Source organism: Burkholderia pseudomultivorans, assembly GCF_001718415.1.
GTDB classification, from domain to species: Bacteria; Pseudomonadota; Gammaproteobacteria; order Burkholderiales; family Burkholderiaceae; genus Burkholderia; species Burkholderia pseudomultivorans_A.
On sequence record NZ_CP013378.1, the window covers coordinates 1156450 to 1175720 of the forward strand.

Sequence of the window (19271 nt, forward strand, 5' to 3'; positions counted from 1 at the left end):
CGGATCGATCGACGAAACGAACGAGCCCTTATGTTCGGCCGACGGCTAGAATAGGGAAAGTTGAATTTCACAACGCTGAAATTCAGTTTTTCTGAATCAGGATGCCGACATGCGAGAAATCAGCCTGGACCGCCTGCGCACGCTGGTCGCCATTGCCGAGCGCGGCTCGTTCGCCGATGCGGCACGCGCGCTGCATCTCGCGCCGCCGACGGTCAGTCTCCACATCGCCGAACTCGAACAGCGGCTCGGCGCGCCCCTTCTGTCGCGCAAGCGCGGGCACGTCCGGCCTTCCGCGATAGGCGAGTTGCTGGTGGAGCGCGCGCGCCGGCTGCTGGCCGACGCGGAGCAGGCGCTGGACGATATCCAGCGCCAGGTGCAGGGGCTCGAAGGCCGCGTGCGGCTCGGCGCGTCGACCGGTGCGATCGCGCACCTGTTGCCGCAGGCGCTCGAGGTGCTGCGCCGGCACCATGCCGCGATCGACGTTCAGGTCGCGGTCCTCACGTCGCAGGAAACGCTGTCCCGGCTCGCGGACGGCACGCTGGACGTCGGGCTGGTCGCGCTGCCCCAGCCGCCGACGGCCGGCCTCGTGATCAAGCCGTGGCGCCGCGACCCCGTGATGGCGTTCGTGCCCGCGCACTGGCGCTGTCCGGCGCGCATCACGCCGGAATGGCTCGCCACCCGCCCGCTGATTCTCAACGACGCAACCACCCGTCTGTCGCGTCTGACTGCCGAATGGTTCGCGGCCGCCGGCCATCATCCGGTGCCGCGCATCCAGCTCAACTACAACGACGCGATCAAGAGTCTGGTCGCGGCGGGTTACGGTGCCGCGCTGTTGCCGCACGAAGCCACGACGCCGTTACCCGACAGCCGCATCGTCATGCGTGCGCTGCGCCCGGCGCTGTGGCGCCGGCTCGGGATCGCGCATCGCGCGGGATACGTCGAGCGCGCGACGCAGCACGTGCTCGATGTGTTGTGGGATCTGCGACTGGCATAAGCATCGGGACGGGTCGCTTCGGTTCGTTGCCGCAGAGCGCCGCCCGCTTGCGGCACGTCATGCGCTTGCGTTCGCCACCTCACCGCTCGGTCTCGTAAAGCAGGCCATACCCGTCCTTCGTCCGCCCGATCCGGGCGAAACCGGCTTCTCCCAGATGCATGCCGGCGATCAACAGCCCGTCCGAACTGGCCCGATCCAGAATCCGCGATCGCGTGGCGGCGGCCGCGGTCCCGTCCTGATCGAACGCGATCGAGACGTCCGGCCGCCGGATCTGGATGTGCGGGAAATGCACCACGTCTCCCCACACGAGCAGCCCCTGATCGCCGGACTCGAGCACATAACCGGTATGCCCGTCGGTATGCCCCGGCAGCGGCATCGCATGGATACCGGGAAGCACCTGCCCGTCGTCGAAGGTGCGCAGCGTGTCGCGATAGGCGTCGAACACCCGGCGTGCGATCTGGAAGTTGCCGCGTGCGCGCTCGCTGGCGCGGGCGAGATTGCCGTCGTCCCGCCAGAACCGGACCTCTCGCCCGTGCGCAACCAGTTCCGCATTCGGGAAGGCCGCCTGCCCCGCATGATCGAGCAGTCCGCCGACATGATCGGGATGAGCGTGCGTGAGCAGGATCGTGTCGATCGCCGCGGGCTCGATGCCGGCCAGCGCCAGGTTGGCCTTCAGGCGACCGCCCCATTGCCGGATGCCGCCGGCCCCGCCGTCGACGAGAACGGTGCGGCCCGCTCCACGCACGACGTAGCAGTTGATATGCACGGCGTCGGGCGCCTGCTGCCCTGCTTCGCGCTGCATCCTCGATGCCTCCGACGTCTCGATATTGGACAGGAAGTCGAGGCTGGCGGTGAGATAGCCGTCGCTGATGGCGGTAATCGTGTAATCCCCGACCGGCTGGCCGGGAAAGGCAAGCGTGGACATCGTGTTGCTCCGGAACGGCTAGTTTCTGGCGTGAAGGTTCGATGCGGCATGACCGAAGCAACGGATGCGCGCCGCAAGACCGGTGCGAAGCGCGATCGCATGATCCAGCGCCTCCATGAACCGGGCCATGACCGACGGCGTGCGAAACGTGTCGACCCGATAGCGGATGTCCACGAAGACCGGATGCCCATGCCCGTGCCGGACATCCACAAAAATGACGTGGACGTTCTTCAGCGCCGCTTCCAGAACGTTCGTGCAGAGTTCGACGCAGTCGCGCGAAAGCGCGGCAAGCGCTTCGTCGGACGGCATCCGCGTCGCATCGATATGGAAAGTGAGGTTAGGCATCGCGGGCCCGGGCCGGTGCAGTCGAAACGGAGCGGGCGCGGGTCAGCTGCTTCGTCATCGGCAGGTAAAGATGAATGTCTTCGACAACGCGCTCGGCAAGCCGCGCGTTGTCCCGCGGCAGGACCGCGAGCCAGCGGCGCGGCGGAAACTGCTCGAGCCCGACGGCCTGCATCGCCAGCGGCGCCGCGCCGATCCGGATCAGCGGATCGGGACCGCTTGCGCAAAGCGCGAGACATTCGTCGTCGTTGACCGCCGGTGCCAGGCCGATATCGCTGTAGAGATTGCGATGCCAGTCGGTGATGTGCGGCTGCCATCTCGCGAAATTGCCGCCGCCTTTCTCGCGATATTCGTCGCTGCTCAGCACGTCGGGACCGTCGATCGTATGAACGGCCAGATAGACGGGGCACCCGGCGCTTGTCGCCCTGAACCGCTGAGAGGTCTGGAACCCGGCCACCGAAATCAGCGCAGGCAGCTTTTCGAGGCTGTAGAAGTCGTTCCATTCGGCTTCGCTGTCGGGATCGGCGAAACTGCATTCCACGGTATAGATCATCGGTTCGTCCTTCGGAGAGAATGCGCGTCAAGCTGCAAAACGCTGAATGCTCAGTGCAGTAACGTCATGCTAAGCTCGCATTTGCCGCAGATAAAACGAAATAAAGTCAGGCTTCAGTGACATTTGCTCAAGCTGACCTCACTCCATCCCGATCGGCGAGATACCCGTGCCACGCAAGATTCCGAGCAATTCCGCGCTGCAGGCGTTCGAGGCCGCGGCTCGACACGGCAGCTTCGCGCGGGCCGCCGACGAGTTGGCCCGAACCGAAGGCGCCGTCAGCCGTCAGATCGGCCGGCTCGAAGCATTCCTCGGCGTCCCCCTGTTCGAGCGAATCGGCAACCGGGTCCGACTGGCGCCCAACGGGGCGCGATACGCGCTGCAGGTCCGCGAGATGCTGGACCGTCTGGAGCGGGACAGCCTGTACCTGATGGGGCAGCCCGCCGAAGGCGCGAGCATCGATATCGCCGCCATTCCGACCTTCGCCACGCGCTGGCTGATTCCGCGGCTGAAGCGTTTTCAACACGCGCATCCGAATATCACGGTGCATATCGCCGAGCGCATGGAGCCGTTCCTGTTGTCGGGCAGCGGTTTCGATGCGGCCATTCATTTCGAGCATCCGGCATGGGCGGGGATGCATCTGCATCCGCTGCTGGAGGAAGTGCTGGTGCCCGTCTGCAGTCCCGCGCTGCTCGCGCAGGCCGGACCGAACCCGTCGCTGGACGAACTGCCGCGCCTGCACCGGCGACAAAACCCGGACGCGTGGCAGGCTTATGCGCAGGCGGCCGGCATCACGCTGACCAATTGCGCGGTCGGCGCGCGTTACGATCTCCACGCGATGCTGATCGAAGCGGCGCTGGCCGGCCTCGGCGTCGCGCTGGTGCCGCGTCTTTATGTCGGCGCAGAACTCGAACAGGGCCGGCTGGTCGCGCCCTGGCCCGACGGCAGCGCGATCACCAAGACCTTCTGCCTCGTCCTGCCCGAACCGCTCGAACTGGCTGGCGAACCACTGCGGGCCTTCGCGAAATGGATCGTCGGTGAAGCGCGCGAATGAGCAGCGCGTCGCACTGTCGCACGTGGCTCAAACTCACGCGGCATTCGACAGCGCCTTCCGGATCGCCGACAATCATCGGACAAAATTTCACGAGAGACCGCCGGACATGGAAGACGAATGGGAAGCATTGTCCCGGCGTCGCGCAGAAATCGAAGCGCGTCTGGCAGCGGCGCCCGTCGTGATGGTCGAAGGAATCGCGGATCCGACCGGCGTCGCGGCGATCAAGCTCGGCGACGCGCAACAGTGGACGTTGCGATTGACGCTGGACGCATGGCGCGTGGCCGGCGAACCATGGCAGGACGGTCCACTGAATCTGACGCGACGGGCCGATGACGACGAAATCGAGCGGTATCGGCAAGCGGCAAGGCCGCTTCAGCCGATCCGGATGCCGGCCCGCCTGCTGATGGATGCGAGTCCGGCCCGGCCGGAGGCCTGGCTCGACGCGCTGCCGACGCCGATCGACGATCCCGAACTGGCCGAGCGTGCGCGTCAGCTTCAGCTGCCCGTCACCTACGAGGACACGCTGTTCGGCACCTGCCGGTTCGACAGGCGCGTCGGCTGGTTCGAAGCGCATGCAAACTGGAACGGCGCCGACGTTCGGCTTTACCTCGAAGCCGCAACGGTGGAGACGTTGCCGTCCGTACTGGAGCACGCGCATGCGCTATGGCGCGACGCCGCGACCTGGGATGCACGCGTCTCCGAGCAGGCCGTTGCCGATCTGCTGAAGCTGAAGCAGTCCACATGGATGGAGGAAGGCGAATCCGAGGTGTCGGCCGACGACTTCAAACGGCGACTCGCGCTGCAATCGATCTCGATCGACGCGCAGGCCGGATTCGAATTCTGCTTCGCCGACGGCGACCTGTTTTTCGGGCATGTGGTCGTGGTCGACGGCAGCCTGGATCGAGGGCCGAGGAGCGCGCGTATCGCAGGGTGAGCCGGGCGGCCGACGTCGCGTCAGAGCCACGTTCGCCCGAATGGCACGCGACGCCGGCGCGGATCAGAACGCATTGAACATGATGGAGCCGCACGCTTGAAAAAGTACCTGCTGCCGCTGATCCTCGCGAGCTGCGCGCTCGACGCGTCCGCGCAGTTCGCCTATGCTCCCAGGCCCTTTTTCGGCGAGCCCAGGGAGCGCTTCGGGCTGTTCAGCGAAACCATTCCATCGCCGTCGCCCGACGAATCGCACGAGGCAGCATACGAATCCTGCCTGCACAAGGCCATCTCTGCGCTGATCCGCTTTGACGACTTCCTGTCGGCGAGCACGTCGGCGATCCTGCCCGGATCACCGATCGTGCCGCCTGTCATGCCGCGCGCGTTTCCCGAACTGCCGCCACTGACCAGATCACCGACGACCTATTCCCTCAACCATAACCGGTGCATCCGGGGATACGAGTCCTGGCAGCCGGTAACGGTCCCCATGCCGGGATTCGAGCGTCTTTATACGGGGCTGATGAAGTGCGAACTGATCCATGGTCGCGAACAGATCGGCCGTCACCTGCTGTGTATCGGGACGATCGCCGAGCGTCTGGATCGGTAGGTCCGGACGTTCGGCGCAATTGACGCGAAGGACAAAAACATGAAGCCGCATCGCACCTTCGCTCTGCTGTTCGGAATCGAACTCACGATTGACGCTCGTCATCGCACCGGCGTGCGCACTTCCCCATCCACCCTCAACGTGCGCGCACCTCGCGCGACATCGTATTCGACCGTTTGCGCCGGCGTCACCGCCCCGTACGAAATGCCGTTCACGTACACCGTGCCCTGCCTCAATTCGACCTTGTCCCCGTTGACTGTCGCTGTCCCGTGCTCGCCCTTCAGCACGGCACCGGCGCATCCCTGAGTCGAAAAGCTGCGAACCGTCGTATCCGGGTTCGTCGCCGCTCCCGGTTGATCCGGCAACATAAACTGCCTATCCGGCGGCGCAGCGTTCGCCGCACGACATGGCGATGCATCCTCGCCGCCCGCGCCATGCGCAACGCCGCAGACGATGCTGCACCCGACACACAGCATGGCAGCCGATGATCGCAGTCCGTTCATGCCAACCTCCATTGCGTGCCCATCGATTCTTCGGATCGACGCGCGGCAGATCCTGAGTGCAAGTGTGCCTCGAATTGCGTCGAAGATCACGCGTTTCACCAGCGCGCATCGCGCCGAAAATTTCGCTTGATTGAGTTGCGTGTCGCAACTATTATCGATTGCGATACGCAACTTTCCAGGACCGATCATGGACCTCGTCGACCTTCCCGCACAGCCGCGCGATGCAACCATCCTCGAGCTGCGCGACTTCTCCCGCAAGCTGGTGCGCGAACTGGGGTTCATGCGCGCGACGCTGGCCGACAGCGACTGGGCGCCGTCGGCCGTTCACGCGGTGCTCGAGATCGGCATGTCGCCGGGCATCAACGCGAAGGATCTGGCGCAGATCCTTCGGCTCGACAAGTCGAACACCAGCCGACAGCTGGCGCGGCTCGAAGCGGCCGGCCTCGTCGAGCGCCGCGTCTCGAGCGGCGATGCGCGCACGGCTGCATTGTTTCTGACCGCGGAAGGCAAAAAGCTGCGCAAACGCATCGACCAGTTCGCGACCGACCAGGTGTCGAATGCGCTGCGCCGCCTGATGCCCGCCGATCAGCAGGCGCTGCTGCGCTCGCTCGCGCTTTATGCGGACGCGCTCGCGCAGGACAATGCGGCGAGGACGACAGCTCGTCAACCCGACGCGCCGCCGATTCTCGAAGGTTATCAACCGGGCTGCATCGGCGACATCGCCAGCCTCCATGCCCGCTTCTATGCCGAACACTGGGGATTCGGCGCCTTTTTCGAGAAGCGGGTCGCGACCGAGCTCGCGGCGTTCGCGGCCACGCTGCCGACCGAAGGCCGCGCGCTCTGGCTCTGCATGGACGACGGCCGCGCGGTGGCGTCTCTCGCGATCGACGGCGACGCGGCGACGGGCGTCGCGCACCTGCGCTGGTTCATCGTGAGCGATGCATTGCGCGGCACCGGCATCGGGCGTGAACTGATGACGCGCGCGATGCGCTTCGTCGACGACTATCCGTTCCGCGAGACCTACCTGTGGACGTTCAAGGGTCTCGATTCGGCCCGCCATCTTTACGAGTCGTTCGGCTTTACGCTCGACAGTGAAGCTGAAGGCGCGCAATGGGGCACGACCGTCACCGAGCAGCGCTTCGTTCGGCAACGGCCGGAGCAATGACATCGAGGATGCGTAGCCGCGCGTTCTGTCGCCACGCGTAACAACGCAATCAAAACCGCTGCCGCATCCCGATCGCGACAATCGTCTGCGTATTCGCGCCCGCATTCAACCCGTAGTCCCCGATCACGGCCTGCGCAACCACCGGCGTGCCCGCCGCACCGAGCGTCGTCCCCGACGCGCGCTGGAACGCCGCGATCGCATAGACGTCCGTGCGCTTCGACAGCAGATAGTCGATGCCCGCATTGAGCTGGTGATAATGCGCGGAGCTCGCGCCCGCGAGCCACGTGTAGTGATACCCGATACCCGCATTCAGCGCCGCGCCGATCCGGTAGTTGGCAAACGCCGATCCGTCGTTGAAACGCGTGCGGACATGAAACGCCGACGCGCCGTCGGGCACATACTCGGTGCGCGAGTATCCCGCACCGACCGTCCACGCGCCGGCCGCATACTGCGCCGCGATGCGAACGATATTCACCGCGTGCGTGCTCGCAAATCCGGCATTGGCAGCCGTGTTGAACGGACTGTCCGCGCTGGCGCTCCACGTGCGCACGCCCGCACCGTTCATCGCATTGCCGCCGTTTGCCGAGAAATAGCCGGCCGCGACCGAGAACGGCCCGTACGCGTAGCTGCCCGCAACGCTCCACGTCTGCCCGGCCGACGTCGCGCCGGCCACGCCGCCGAAACCGTACAACGCAGCCAACCGCACGCCGCCGACGAGCGGGCTCGTGTACTTGATCGCGTTGTTCACGCGCATGCTGCCGTCGTAGTTGTCGACATCGCCCGGCGGCCCGAACGTCAGCCCGAAGTACGCATCCTCGGTCAGCGCCGAAACGAGATCGACGAGCGGATCGTACTGACGCCCCATCCTGATCGTCCCCCAGCGTGTGCTGGACAAGCCGACGATCGCCGTGCGCCCGAACTCGCGCCCACCCTGCGCCGCAACACCGGTGCCGAGGCTGTAGCCGCTTTCGAGCTGGAACACCGCGGACAATCCGCCGCCCAATTCCTCGCTGCCCTTCAGACCCCAGCGATTGCCCGACATCGCATTGCCGAACCGGAACGCAGACCCGCTCGTGCCGTCCGCTGCGGCGGCATGGCTGACATACGCGACGCCGCCATCCAGCAAGCCGTACAGCGTGACGCTGCTCTGCGCGTGTGCCGCAGCGCAGCACAGCGTCGACAACGTGATTTGGAATGCGAATCGATTGACTGGTCTCATGGTCGGGTAAGGTCGCTTGATGGTTGTGGAGGAAACTTTCCGTGCGTCGCTGCCGGCGTAGCGCTGCACGGCAACGCGAATATTTTTCGGTGACAATGGTCGGTGGATCAAAATCCGTCGTCCAATGACGACCAGTTTGGAATTGATGCGGAAGCGCTATGAAAGTAGAAAACTCGGAACTGGAAGCGTTTGTCGCCGTCGCGGAACTGGGGACGTTCCATCGTGCGGCGGAGAAGCTGCATCTCACGCAACCGGGGCTCTCCCGTCGCATTCAGAAACTGGAGCAGGCGCTCGGCGTCGAGTTGTTCCAGCGCACGACGCGCAGCGTGACGCTGACCGGCGTGGGCCGCCAGTTCCTGCCGATGGCGCGCGAGCAGATCGCGCAACTGGGGATGATGCTGTCGTCGATCCAGGAAATCGCGGAGAAACGCTACGGCAAGGTGCGCGTGTCGAGCATTCCGACCGTCGTCGCGCAACTGCTGCCGAAGGTGCTGCTTCAGTATGCGGACAAATATCCGCTGATCGGCGTGCAGATCCTCGACGGCAATCACGACTTCGTGCTGTCGCAGGTGCGCGCGGGCATCGCCGAGTTCGGCGTGAGCCTGCATCCCGGCGACGACGAGGATCTGCTGTTCGAGCCGCTGTTTCCCGATCGCTACGTGCTGGCCGTGCATCGCGACGACCCGCTCGCGCAGGCCGACGGCGTGACGCTCGCCGAGCTGCGCCACGCGCGCCTCGTGATCGGCGGGCGCGACAGCGGCAACCGGCTGCTGCTCGAAATGCTGATGGGGCAGGAAGCCGTGCGCCTGCGCTGGTTCTACGAAGTCGAGCACATCTCGTGCGTCGCCGCGCTGGTCGCGGCCGGCGTGGGCAGCGCGATCCTGCCGCGCAGCGCGGTCGAAGGCGTCGGCATGCTCGCATCGCCCGACGTGCGGGCGGTGCCGATCACGAGCCCCGTCATCTCGCGCACGGTCGGCATCGTCCGGCATCGCGCGGTATCGATGTCGAGCATGGCGAGCGACCTGTGCGCGCTGGTCAAGGCCGCCGCCGCGCGCGAATGACGCGCATGCCGGTTTGATAGCGTTCGCGCATGAATCGCCAGCAGACTCGCATTGGACGGCCGAAAATTGGCCGCAGACGATAGGTGGCAGACAGTACCGGGTCACCCCACGGCCCGGCTGCAGCAAGGAGCCACCATGCATTTCGACGTCATCCTGCGCCACGGCGAACTGATCGACGGCACTGGCGCCGCGCGCTTCAGCGCCGATCTCGGCGTGCGCGGCGCGCACATCGCCGCAATCGGCGACCTGTCGCACGCGTCGGCCGATCAGGTCATCGACGTCTCGGGCCGCATCGTCGCGCCCGGCTTCATCGACAGCCACACGCACGACGACGCGTTCGTGCTGACCAATCCCGATGTCGAGCCGAAGGTCGCGCAGGGCGTGACGACCGTCGTCGCCGGCAACTGCGGGATCAGCCTTGCGCCGCTGCTGGCCGAGCGCGACGTGCCGCAGCCGCTCGACCTGCTCGGCGCATGGCAGCGCTTCCGCTTTCCGAGCTTCGCCGCCTATCTCGACGCGCTCGACGCGACGCCTGCCGCGGTCAATACGGCCGCGCTGGTCGGCCACTCGACGCTGCGCGTGCGTCACGTCGCGGATCTGCAGCGCGAAGCCAATGCGGCGGAGATCGCCGCGATGCGCGCGGACGTGCGCGAGGCGATGGCCGCGGGCGCCTTCGGCGTGTCGTCGGGCACGTTCTACCCGCCCGCCGCGGCCGCGACGCAGGCCGAGCTGATCGACGTGTGCGCGCCGCTGCGCGACACCGGCGGCGTATTCGCGACGCACCTGCGCGACGAGACCGCGCAGATCCTCGCGTCGCTCGACGAGGCGTTTGCGATCGGCCGCGCGCTCGGCGTGCGCGTCGTGCTGTCGCACCACAAGGTCGCCGGCAAGGAAAACCACGGGCGCTCGGTCGAGACGCTCGCGCGCATCGACGCGCAGCGCGCGCTGCAACCGCTATGCCTCGACTGCCATCCGTACACGGCCACCTCGACGATGCTGCGTGCGGATCGCATCCGCCAATCGTCGCGCGTGATGCTCGCATGGTCGAAGCCGCATCCGGAACTGGCCGGCCGAGATTTCCACGAACTGCTGCCGCTGTTCGGCGATTCGGTCGACGCGGCGATCGACGCGCTGCGCCCCGCTGGCGCGATCTACTTCGTGATGGATGAAGGCGACGTCGAGCGCATCTTCCGGCACGACCTGACGATGGTCGGCTCGGATGGACTGCCGAACGACACGCGCCCGCATCCGCGCCTGTGGGGCACCTTCCCGCGCGTGCTCGGCGAATTCTCGCGGCGGCGCGGACTCTTTCCGCTGGAGACGGCGGTGCACAAGATGACCGGGCTCACGGCCGCGCAGTTCGGTCTCGCCGGGCGCGGCGAGCTGAAGGTCGGTCACTGCGCCGACCTCGTCGTGTTCGACCCCGAACGCGTGCTGGACCGCGCGACCTTCGAGCAGCCGACGCTGCGCCCGGATGGTATCGAACACGTTTTCGTCAACGGCCGCGCGGTGCTCGCGCATGGGCAGCATACGGGCGCGCGCCCCGGTCGCGCGCTGCGCCGTCAGGCCGGCACGCCGATTCGCCACAACGACCACCTCGCGGGGAACTGATCATGGCAAGCACCAACGACGCGGCACGGATGCAGGACATGCGATCCGAACGCGATGCCGGCACCGCCGCCGACATCGACGCACTGTACGGCAAGCTCACGCGGCGCATCATCCCGCTGATTCTCGTGTGCTACTTCTTCGGCTATCTCGACCGCGTCAACGTCGGCTTCGCGAAGCTGCAGATGGCGGCGGACCTGCACCTGTCCGAAGCCGCGTACGGTGTCGGCGCCGGGCTGTTCTTCGTCGGCTACCTGCTGCTGCAGGTGCCGGCCGGCTGGCTCGTGCAGCGTATCGGCGTGAAGAAATGCATCGCGGGCTCGATGCTCGCGTGGGGCGTCGTGTCGATCGGCACGCTCGCGACGACAGGCCAGACCACTTTCTACGTACTGCGCTTCCTGCTCGGCGTGACCGAAGCGAGCTTCTTCCCGGCGGTCATCGCCTATTTCAGCGTGTGGTTTCCGTCGCGGCGCCTGTCGCGCGTGATGGCGCTGCTGTTTCTCGCGATGCCGCTCGGCGTCGTGATCGGCGGCCCGCTGTCGGGCTGGATCATGGACGCGACGCACGGCGGCTTCGGGCTGCGCGGCTGGCAATGGATGTTCCTGCTCGAAGGCTTGCCGGCCGTGCTGCTCGGCCTGTACCTGCTCGCCTCCGTCACCGAGCGCGTCGACGACGCCCGCTGGCTGACCGATGCCGAAAAACGCATGATCCACGCGGAAATGGCGCAGGAAACCGAAGGCAAGCGCGCCAACCTCGGCGCCGCGCTGCGCGAGCCGACGCTGTGGCTGCTGTTCGCGACGTCGTTCCTGTATAACGTCGGCAACTACGGGCTGATTTTCTGGATGCCGACCATGATCAAGGCGCTCGGCTCGCTCAGCAACTTCGCGGTCGGTCTCGTCAGCGCGATTCCGTACCTCGTCGCGTCGGTCGCAATGGTGCTCAACGCGCAGCACTCGGTCCGCACCGGCGAGCGGCGCTGGCACACCGCCGCGCCCGTCATCGTCGGCGGCGTCGCGCTGCTCGCGAGCGTCGGCACGAGCGCGCACCCGCTGCTCGCGGTCGTGTGCCTGACCATCGGCGTGGCCGGCATCATGAGCACGCTCGCGATGTTCTGGAGCCTGCCGTCGCGCATCCTTGCCGGCGAGGCCGCCGCGGGCGGCGCGGGGCTCGTGAACATCGGCGCGGCCGTCGCGGGCTTCGTCGGGCCGTCGATCATGGGCTATCTGAAAGCGCTGACGGGCAGCACCGAGATCGGCGTCGCGCTGCTCGCGCTCGCGCTGTTCGGCGCGGCCGCGCTGATCCTGTCGATCCCGCGCCGCTTCATCGGCCGCACATGATCATGCCGACCGATACGATCGACATGCGCGACGCGCTCGGTATCGCGCGCGCGGTCCGGGCGGGCCGGCTGAGCGCCGTCGCAGTCGCGCAGCACGCGCTCGACGACATCGCCGCGCGCCATGCGCAGTTCAACGCGATCAGCACGTGCTTCGATACGCGTGCGCTCGAGGCGGCAGCGCACATCGACGCGTGCGTGCGCGCCGGCCGCGAGGTCGGGCCGCTCGCGGGCGTGCCGTTCGCCGTGAAGAGCAATTTCGACGTCGCGGGCTACACGACTGTCGCCGGTTCGCCGACCCGGCTTCGCGAGCCTGCGGCGCGCCGCGACGCGGCGATGGTCGCCCGCCTCGTGCAGGCCGGCGCGGTGCCGGTCGCGGCGACGCACATGGACGAGTTCGCGTGCGGCGCAACCGGCGTGAATCCGCATTTCGGCGCGGTGCGCCTGCCGGCCGATACCGCGCGCATGACCGGCGGCTCGTCGAGCGGATCGGCGGCCGCGGTGGCCGCCGGCCACGTATCGCTCGCGCTCGGCAGCGACACGAACGGCTCGATTCGCGCGCCGGCTGCACTGTGCGGCGTATGGGGCATCAAGCCGACGCATGGCCGGCTGTCGATGGACGGCTGCGTGCCGTATGCGACCTCGCTCGACGTGGCCGGCGGGTTCGCGGCGAACCTCGACGATCTTTGTGCGCTTTACGACGCGTTGTCGTGTGCGAACGGCGGCGACATATCCACCGGCCACGCGCCGCTGCGCGTCTGCGTGCTGACCGGGGAATTCGAACGCCGTGCCGATGCGCAGGTGCGTCGCGCGGTCGAGCGGGCGGCCGCGCGCTTCGCGCAACAAGACCACGTACAAGCCGAGCCGATGGACGAGTCGGTGCTCGAGCCGATACGGGCAAGCGCGCGCATCGTGTCGAACTTCGAGGTCGCGCGCCGTCATCGCGCGCTGCTCGATGCCGACGCGTCGCTCGTGTCCGCGCATCTGCGCGAGCGCATTCGCCTCGGGCTCGACATCGCCGACGCCGCGTACGTCGATGCGCTCGCGCATCGCGCCGAGTGGCAGGCGCGCCTCGCGGCGCTGTTCGAACGCTTCGATATCCTGATTGCGCCGGCGACGCCGTACGTCGCGCCGCGCTTCTCGGACGCAACGGTTGACGTCAATGGCGAGGCGCTCGATCCGAAGGCGACGCTCGGCATGTTCACCCAACCGATATCGTTCGCCGGACTGCCGGTGGTCAGCGCACCGTGCCACGCGGCGGGCGAACTGCCGGCCGGCGTGCAGCTGATCGGCCGGCCGGGCGACGAGCGGCGATGCCTGGACGCCGGGCGGCGACTCGTGGGTCCGGGCTGACGAAGTCGGGCGGTTCGACGATCTCGAGACGATGCCCGCCTGATCTTCGCCGTATCGGATGCACACGGCGAGCGTCGAATATTCTCATCACCTCCGACCTGCCCCGACTCGGGAAAACCCTCTCGTCACCTCGCTTCGACGGCGACCGCCCGCTACCCGATCACGTCGGCAAGCGATCGAATCCCTAGGGAAAATCCCAAGACATCCTTACAGCGATTTACCTGATGATTCACGGGAACGTCATTTTCAGGCGCTTCGCTTCGATGTCCGCCTTTCAGTCCGGCCGGCCACGCCGTCGCCACGACACCGCCCACGCGATGATCGAAGGCTGAGATGCGCGTCGTCCGACGATCGCCAGGTGTTCAATACTTTCAACAACCCGGTCGAGAGTAATCGTGAGAATCCGTGGCCCGCTGGTGCGGTGGAGACGAGGCGATGCACGAAACGTGCGTCCCGCCATCTCGTCGTCCGACGACCGTGACGGTCGTCGAGGCCCGCGCCTGCCCCTGTCGATCTATACGATCCTGTCCCGCCGTTCCGTCAGCCGCCACAACGCGGTCGCGACCTGCGCGAGCGTCGCGATTCATATCGACGACATCGCGTCGCTGCTGCCATAGCGCAGCCCCTCCTTTCCGTCCGGTTTCCCCGTCGCGCTCCGTCCGCCAGCCATTCGCCGGCGGCGCGGGTGCTCGCACGCGACTCGCGCAGGCGACGCGGAATCAGACGGACCCCTGAATGTTTTCCCGATCGCACCGCACCGCCGTTCACCCCCGAACGCCGGCACGATGCATCCGTCCTTGCCCAGCCCATGAACCGTCGCGCCGCGACCGCAGACCGTCCGTCGCCGCGCGCCTCGCTACAGAGGATCCCGTCATGCAAATCCGAACGCTTCGCCGTGCCCTCTCCATCGCCGCCCTGATGTCGGTCGCCGGCCTCGCCGCTTTCAGTGGTCCGAACGCCCATGCGGCCGGCGAGCTGAACATCTACAACTGGTCCGACTACATCGCACCGGACACGATCCCGAACTTCCAGAAGCAGACGGGCATCCGCGTTCGCTACGACAACTACGACAGCGACGACACGCTGCAGGCCAAGCTGCTGTCCGGCAATTCGGGCTACGACATCGTCGTGCCGACGTCGAACTACATGGCCAAGCAGATCCAGGCGAACGTCTACCAGCCGCTCGACAAGTTGAAGCTGCCGAACCTGTCGCATCTCGATCCGCTGCTGATGAAGATGGTCGCCGACGCCGATCCGGGCAACCAGTACGGCGTGCCGTGGGCCTATGGCACCGACGGCATCGGCTACAACGCGCAGGCCGTGAAGAAGGCGCTCGGCGACAAGGCGCCCGTCGACAGCTGGGCGCTGGTGTTCGACCCGGCCAACATGGCGAAGCTGAAGAACTGCGGCGTGTCGTTCCTCGACCAGGCCGTCGACGTGTTCGCCGCGACGCTGCAATACATGGGCAAGAACCCGAACAGCACGAATCCGGCCGACTACCAGGCCGCATACGAGGTGCTGAAGAAAGTCCGCCCGTACATCACGCAGTTCAACTCGTCGGGCTATATCAACGATCTCGCGAACAACGACCTGTGCGTGTCGCTGGGCTACTCGGGCGACGTCGGCATCGCGCACCGCCGCGCGGCGGAAGCGAAGCGCCCGTACGAGATCCGCTTCGCGAATCCGAAGGAAGGCGGGCTGCTGTGGTTCGACATGATGGTGATCCCGAAGGACGCACCGCATCGCGATGCCGCGCTGCAGTGGATCAACTATCTGCAGGACCCGAGGGTCAACGCGGGCATCACCAATGCGGTGTTCTATCCGACCGCGAACAAAGCCGCGCGCCAGTACGTGAAGCCCGCGATCGCGCAGGATCCGTCGGTGTATCCGTCCGACGCTGTGCTGAGCCGGATGACGCTGCTCAAGCCGATGCCGCCGGAAATCCGCCGGCTGCAAAACCGGCTGTGGGCGCAGTTGAAGACCGGGCGCTGAATCGCGAAGCGCGGCCGGCGACCGGTGCCGGCCGCGCGTGACGCGTCAGTCGTGCGCGGCCGCCGGATCGGGCGCGTGGTAGTTCAGCCGCTCGGACAGTTCGCCGGCCGCCTTCAGCACCTTGCCGACGAGCCCCTGGTCGAGCATCGACTTCTCGAGGAACGGCCGCGCGACCGTCAGCGTGACCGCGGCGACGATCAACCCGCTGCCGTCGCGCACGGGCGCACTGATCACCGAGATGCCGGGCTCGAACGACGACTCGCTCAGCGCGTAGCCTTCCGCCGCATATTTCTGCGCACGCGCATGGACTTCGGCGGCCGTGCGCGGCGTATGCGGCGTATAGGTCGGCAGCATCGGTTCGGGAAACAGCGCTTCGAGCTCCGCACGATCGAGATCGCCGAGCAGCACATGGCCGTGCACCGACGCGTGCGCGGGAATCCGCGTGCCGATATTGACCTTGATCGCGCTCATCACGGAATCGTGCGTCCATGCCTTCGCGACGAACACGACGTCGCGCCCGTCGCGTACGACCAGGTGACTCGCGAAACCGGTCTCGTCGCGCAGCCGCTCGATCACCGGCGTGCCGATATCGGTCAGCGCGAGCGAACTCAGGTAGTCGAAGCCGAGCTTCATCACGCGCGCGCCGAGCCGGTAGTCGCGGTCGCGATTGGCCCGTTCGAGGTAGCCGAGCGTGTGCAGCGTCTGCACGAGACGCAGCGCGGTCGTGCGCGGCAGGCCGAGCCGCTGCGCGATCAGGTTGGGCGTGAGCACCGGCTCGCGCGCATTGAACAGTTCGAGCACCCTGAGGCCGCGCTCCAGCGCGGGCACCAGGTAAGTCTCGTCGTCGGAAAGCGTGCCGGTCGTATCGGGCGTATCTGGATTCATCGTGGGCTGGCGTGTCAGTCTTGCACGGTCGACTTCAGCGGCTCGGGCGAGCGGCCGCCGCTTTCGGGCGGATCGAGGTCGATGCGTTTGACCTCGCCGAGCAGGAACGTGTAGCACAGCGCGCCGATCACCGCGAACACGCTGATCAACCCGAGCGCCCAACCGAACGAACCCGTCTCGCGAACGATGAAGCCGATGGCGATGGGCGTAACGATACCAGACAGGTTGCCGACGAAGTTGACCGCACCGCCGGTGACGCCGAGCATGCTGCGCGGCGCGATATCGCCGATCAGCGACCACGACGCGGACGCGACGCCCTGCGCGAAAAACGCGAACGACATGATCGCGATCACGATCCAGTTCGTGTCGGTCAGCACCGTCAGCGTCATCGTCGGCACCAGCAGCAGGCCGGTGATGATCGGCGTCTTGCGCGCCGTGCCGACGCTCGCGCCGCGCCGCAGCAGCCAGTCCGACAACGCGCCGCCCGCGAGCACGCCGATCGACGCGGCGACGAACGGCACCGATGCGACGCCGCCCGCCTTCAGCACCGTCATGTGCCGCTCGCTGATCAGGTAGCTCGGGAACCAGGTCAGGAAAAAGTACAGCGACGACAGCGACGCGAACTTGCCCGCGCAGATCGCGACGATCTGCCGGTTGCTGAACACGATCGCGAGCTTGCGCCACGGGAACGGCTCGCCGCGCGCGGGCTTGCCGGTTTCGACGACGGCGCCCCCGCGCCGGATGTGATCGAGCTCGGCCTGGTTCACCCATCGGCATTGCTCGGGATCGCGATACAGCAGATACCAGATGCCGGCCCACACGATGCCGACGAGGCCCGTCGCGAAGAAGATCGCGCGCCAGCCGAAGGTGCCGGCGATCCAGAACAGCGCCGGCGTCAACGCCGCCATGCCGATGTACTGCCCCACCAGATACACGCTGGTCGCGCTGCCGCGTTCGCGTTGCGCGAACCAGATCGACACGACGCGGTTGTTGATCGGGAAGGTCGGCGCCTCGGCGACGCCGACGCCGAGCCGCAGCCCGAACAGCGTCGCGAAGCGGCCGGCGAAGCCCTGCAGGAACGTGAAGCTCGACCAGATCAGCAGCGCCAGCGCATACATCGCGCGCGAGCCGAAGCGGTCGACGACCCAGCCGCCGGGCAGGTTCGCCAGCACGTAGGTCCACGAATACGCGGAGAACAGCACGCCGATCGCCACCGGGTCGAGTCCGAACTCGTGCTTGAGCAGCGGCGCGGCCACCGACAGGTTCGCGCGGTCGACATAGTTGACCACCGTGCCGACGAACACGAGAAACAGCATCAGGAAGCGGATGCGCGTGGGTTTCCGGGCGGGGGTGTCAGGCATCGGTCGTCTCTCGTCTGTGTCGTTGGTACGGTTCCGAAATGACCACATATGGGCATTTCGACCATTGGAGCCGCGATGATCGCGCGGCCAAAAGCACGGGTCAAGAAGCGTTTAATTATTTTCCGCTTGCGCCGAGTCAGCCGGCAGTCCTATGATTTTTTCCACGGAATAACAAACTGACCACCTATGGTCATTCAGGTAAAGATCTGTCCCCAACCCACTCCCGACCCCGACACATGAAAATCCTGCCTCGCACGCTCCTGATCGCCGGCTGCGGCGTCTCGCTGGTTTCGCTCGCCCATGCGCAAAGCACCGCGTTGACGCTATGGGGGCAGGTCGATTCCGGCATCACGTACATCAGCAACAAGCGCGGCGGTGCGTCGTGGGGCACTGCCTCGGGCATCGGTTCGCCGACGCGCTGGGGATTGCGCGGCAACGAGGATCTCGGCGGCGGCTATCGCGCGGTGTTCGCGCTCGAGAGCGGCTTCAACGTCAATACGGGCGCACTGATCAAGACCAATACGCTGTTCGACCGGCAGGCCTACGTCGGCCTCGACGGGCCGCTCGGCACGCTGACGCTCGGCCGCCAGTCCGACCTGATGGACGACGTCGCGATCCGCTATTCGAATGCGTTCTGGAATCGGAGCCTCTACTCGTTCCATGCGGGCAACCTCGACAGCCTGACCAACGGCTACCAGATCGAGAACGCCGTCAAATACCGCAGCCCGGACTGGTACGGCGTGCGGGTCGGCGCGCTATACGGCTTTGCCGGCTCGGATGCGAGCGGGCACAGCGCGGGCGCGTACGCGACCTACGATCGCGGCCCGCTGTCGGCCGGCGTCACCTACATGACGACCAAGCGCCGCGTGCTCGATCTCTACAACTACTTCGGCTGGACGCACTTTCTCGGCCAGACGCTGTCGGCGCAGCAGACCTTCCAGTCCAACGAGGTCGACAACCTCGGCATCGGGCTCACGTACCGGATCGTGCAGCCGTGGACGGTCAACCTGCTGTACACGCGCACCGACATCAAGGGCGCGCGGTCGGCCACGCACATGCAGAACATCGATGCGGGCACGCTCTACCAGTTCACGGCGGCCGAGGCCGTCACGCTCGACTACACGTATTCGCGCATGGACGGCATGCACTGGAATACGCTCGAAGCCGGCAACCTGTATTCGCTGTCGAAGCGTACGCAGGTGCAGGCAACGCTGACGTGGCAGCTCGCGTCGGGCAACGGCGCGACGGCGGCGACCTATCCGAACGGGCCGTCGTCGGGCCGGTCGCAGTTGCTTGCGCATGTGGGGATCACGCATTCGTTCTGAAGGGGGTTGCCGGGCAATCGCCCCCACGCCCGCAGACGCGCGACCACGAAAAACGGGCCTGCCGGCC

Annotated in this window: 19 protein-coding genes; 12 read left to right on the forward strand and 7 right to left on the reverse strand. The window is 66.6% G+C overall.

Annotation, left to right across the window (positions count from 1 at the left end; translation table 11 throughout):
- Positions 1–109 precede the first annotated feature (109 nt).
- Positions 110–994, forward strand: coding sequence for a LysR family transcriptional regulator (locus tag WS57_RS17765; RefSeq protein WP_009693348.1), 885 nt, complete (start codon positions 110–112; stop codon positions 992–994).
- A gap of 79 nt (positions 995–1073) precedes the next feature.
- Here WS57_RS17765 and WS57_RS17770 read toward each other — a convergent pair whose 3' ends face one another.
- Genes WS57_RS17770 through WS57_RS17780 form a run of 3 tightly spaced genes read right to left on the reverse strand, consistent with a single transcriptional unit; the run spans position 1074 to position 2814 of the window.
- Positions 1074–1919, reverse strand: a complete 846-nt coding sequence (locus tag WS57_RS17770) for an MBL fold metallo-hydrolase (RefSeq protein ID WP_069244637.1) — start codon at positions 1917–1919, stop codon at positions 1074–1076.
- 18 nt (positions 1920–1937) lie between these two features.
- On the reverse strand, positions 1938–2264 hold the full coding sequence (locus WS57_RS17775; protein WP_069244638.1) for a hypothetical protein: 327 nt from the start codon (positions 2262–2264) through the stop codon (positions 1938–1940).
- A complete protein-coding gene (locus WS57_RS17780) occupies positions 2257–2814 on the reverse strand; it encodes a sugar ABC transporter (RefSeq protein WP_069244639.1) in 558 nt (185 codons plus the stop codon). The genes WS57_RS17775 and WS57_RS17780 overlap by 8 nt, the downstream gene beginning before the upstream one ends.
- Before the next feature lie 166 nt (positions 2815–2980).
- Between WS57_RS17780 and WS57_RS17785 the strand changes: the two genes are divergently transcribed.
- From WS57_RS17785 to WS57_RS17795, 3 genes are all read left to right on the forward strand, one after another.
- Positions 2981–3865: a LysR substrate-binding domain-containing protein gene (locus WS57_RS17785; RefSeq protein WP_069244640.1), complete on the forward strand. Its 885-nt coding sequence runs from the start codon at positions 2981–2983 to the stop codon at positions 3863–3865.
- A gap of 106 nt (positions 3866–3971) precedes the next feature.
- Complete coding sequence (locus tag WS57_RS17790) at positions 3972–4799, forward strand: DUF2262 domain-containing protein (protein WP_069244641.1); 828 nt, start codon at positions 3972–3974, stop codon at positions 4797–4799.
- Between the two features lie 96 nt (positions 4800–4895).
- Positions 4896–5402, forward strand: coding sequence for a hypothetical protein (locus WS57_RS17795; protein ID WP_059513751.1), 507 nt, complete (start codon positions 4896–4898; stop codon positions 5400–5402).
- Positions 5403–5500: 98 nt separating this feature from the next.
- Here WS57_RS17795 and WS57_RS17800 read toward each other — a convergent pair whose 3' ends face one another.
- Positions 5501–6091: a hypothetical protein gene (locus tag WS57_RS17800; protein WP_230945614.1), complete on the reverse strand. Its 591-nt coding sequence runs from the start codon at positions 6089–6091 to the stop codon at positions 5501–5503.
- Between WS57_RS17800 and WS57_RS17805 the strand changes: the two genes are divergently transcribed.
- Positions 6090–7067 carry a bifunctional helix-turn-helix transcriptional regulator/GNAT family N-acetyltransferase gene (locus WS57_RS17805; RefSeq protein ID WP_059605344.1) on the forward strand — a complete coding sequence of 326 codons (978 nt, stop codon included), beginning with the start codon at positions 6090–6092 and terminating at the stop codon, positions 7065–7067. The two genes, WS57_RS17800 and WS57_RS17805, sit on opposite strands and share 2 nt — an antisense overlap.
- Positions 7068–7116: 49 nt before the next feature.
- Here WS57_RS17805 and WS57_RS17810 read toward each other — a convergent pair whose 3' ends face one another.
- Positions 7117–8286, reverse strand: coding sequence for a porin (locus WS57_RS17810; RefSeq protein ID WP_059605342.1), 1170 nt, complete (start codon positions 8284–8286; stop codon positions 7117–7119).
- Positions 8287–8444: 158 nt separating this feature from the next.
- Here WS57_RS17810 and WS57_RS17815 point away from each other — a divergent pair, with 158 nt between their 5' ends.
- The 6 genes from WS57_RS17815 (at position 8445) to WS57_RS17840 (ending at position 15633) form a co-directional block, all read left to right on the forward strand.
- The gene (locus WS57_RS17815) at positions 8445–9347 is read left to right on the forward strand and encodes a LysR family transcriptional regulator (RefSeq protein WP_059513742.1); all 903 of its coding nucleotides are present in this window, start codon (positions 8445–8447) and stop codon (positions 9345–9347) included.
- Between the two features lie 135 nt (positions 9348–9482).
- Entirely contained in the window at positions 9483–10958 is a 1476-nt protein-coding gene (locus WS57_RS17820) for an N-acyl-D-amino-acid deacylase family protein (RefSeq protein WP_059513739.1), read from the forward strand.
- 2 nt (positions 10959–10960) lie between these two features.
- Entirely contained in the window at positions 10961–12292 is a 1332-nt protein-coding gene (locus tag WS57_RS17825; protein WP_069244642.1) for an MFS transporter, read from the forward strand.
- A 2-nt stretch (positions 12293–12294) separates the two neighbouring features.
- A complete protein-coding gene (locus WS57_RS17830) occupies positions 12295–13641 on the forward strand; it encodes an amidase family protein (RefSeq protein ID WP_069245445.1) in 1347 nt (448 codons plus the stop codon).
- A gap of 395 nt (positions 13642–14036) precedes the next feature.
- Positions 14037–14258, forward strand: coding sequence for a hypothetical protein (locus WS57_RS37865; protein ID WP_052102108.1), 222 nt, complete (start codon positions 14037–14039; stop codon positions 14256–14258).
- A gap of 256 nt (positions 14259–14514) precedes the next feature.
- Complete coding sequence (locus WS57_RS17840) at positions 14515–15633, forward strand: polyamine ABC transporter substrate-binding protein (protein ID WP_069244643.1); 1119 nt, start codon at positions 14515–14517, stop codon at positions 15631–15633.
- Positions 15634–15678: 45 nt separating this feature from the next.
- On the opposite strand, the gene WS57_RS17845 is transcribed toward WS57_RS17840, so the two are convergent.
- Together WS57_RS17845 and WS57_RS17850 are read right to left on the reverse strand one after the other, a co-directional pair.
- Positions 15679–16518 (reverse strand): IclR family transcriptional regulator, encoded by an 840-nt coding sequence (locus WS57_RS17845; protein ID WP_009694358.1) that lies wholly within the window; start codon positions 16516–16518, stop codon positions 15679–15681.
- Positions 16519–16532: 14 nt separating this feature from the next.
- Positions 16533–17879: an MFS transporter gene (locus WS57_RS17850; RefSeq protein WP_038455131.1), complete on the reverse strand. Its 1347-nt coding sequence runs from the start codon at positions 17877–17879 to the stop codon at positions 16533–16535.
- Positions 17880–18115: 236 nt separating this feature from the next.
- Here WS57_RS17850 and WS57_RS17855 point away from each other — a divergent pair, with 236 nt between their 5' ends.
- Entirely contained in the window at positions 18116–19204 is a 1089-nt protein-coding gene (locus WS57_RS17855) for a porin (protein WP_069244644.1), read from the forward strand.
- Positions 19205–19271: the final 67 nt, after the last annotated feature.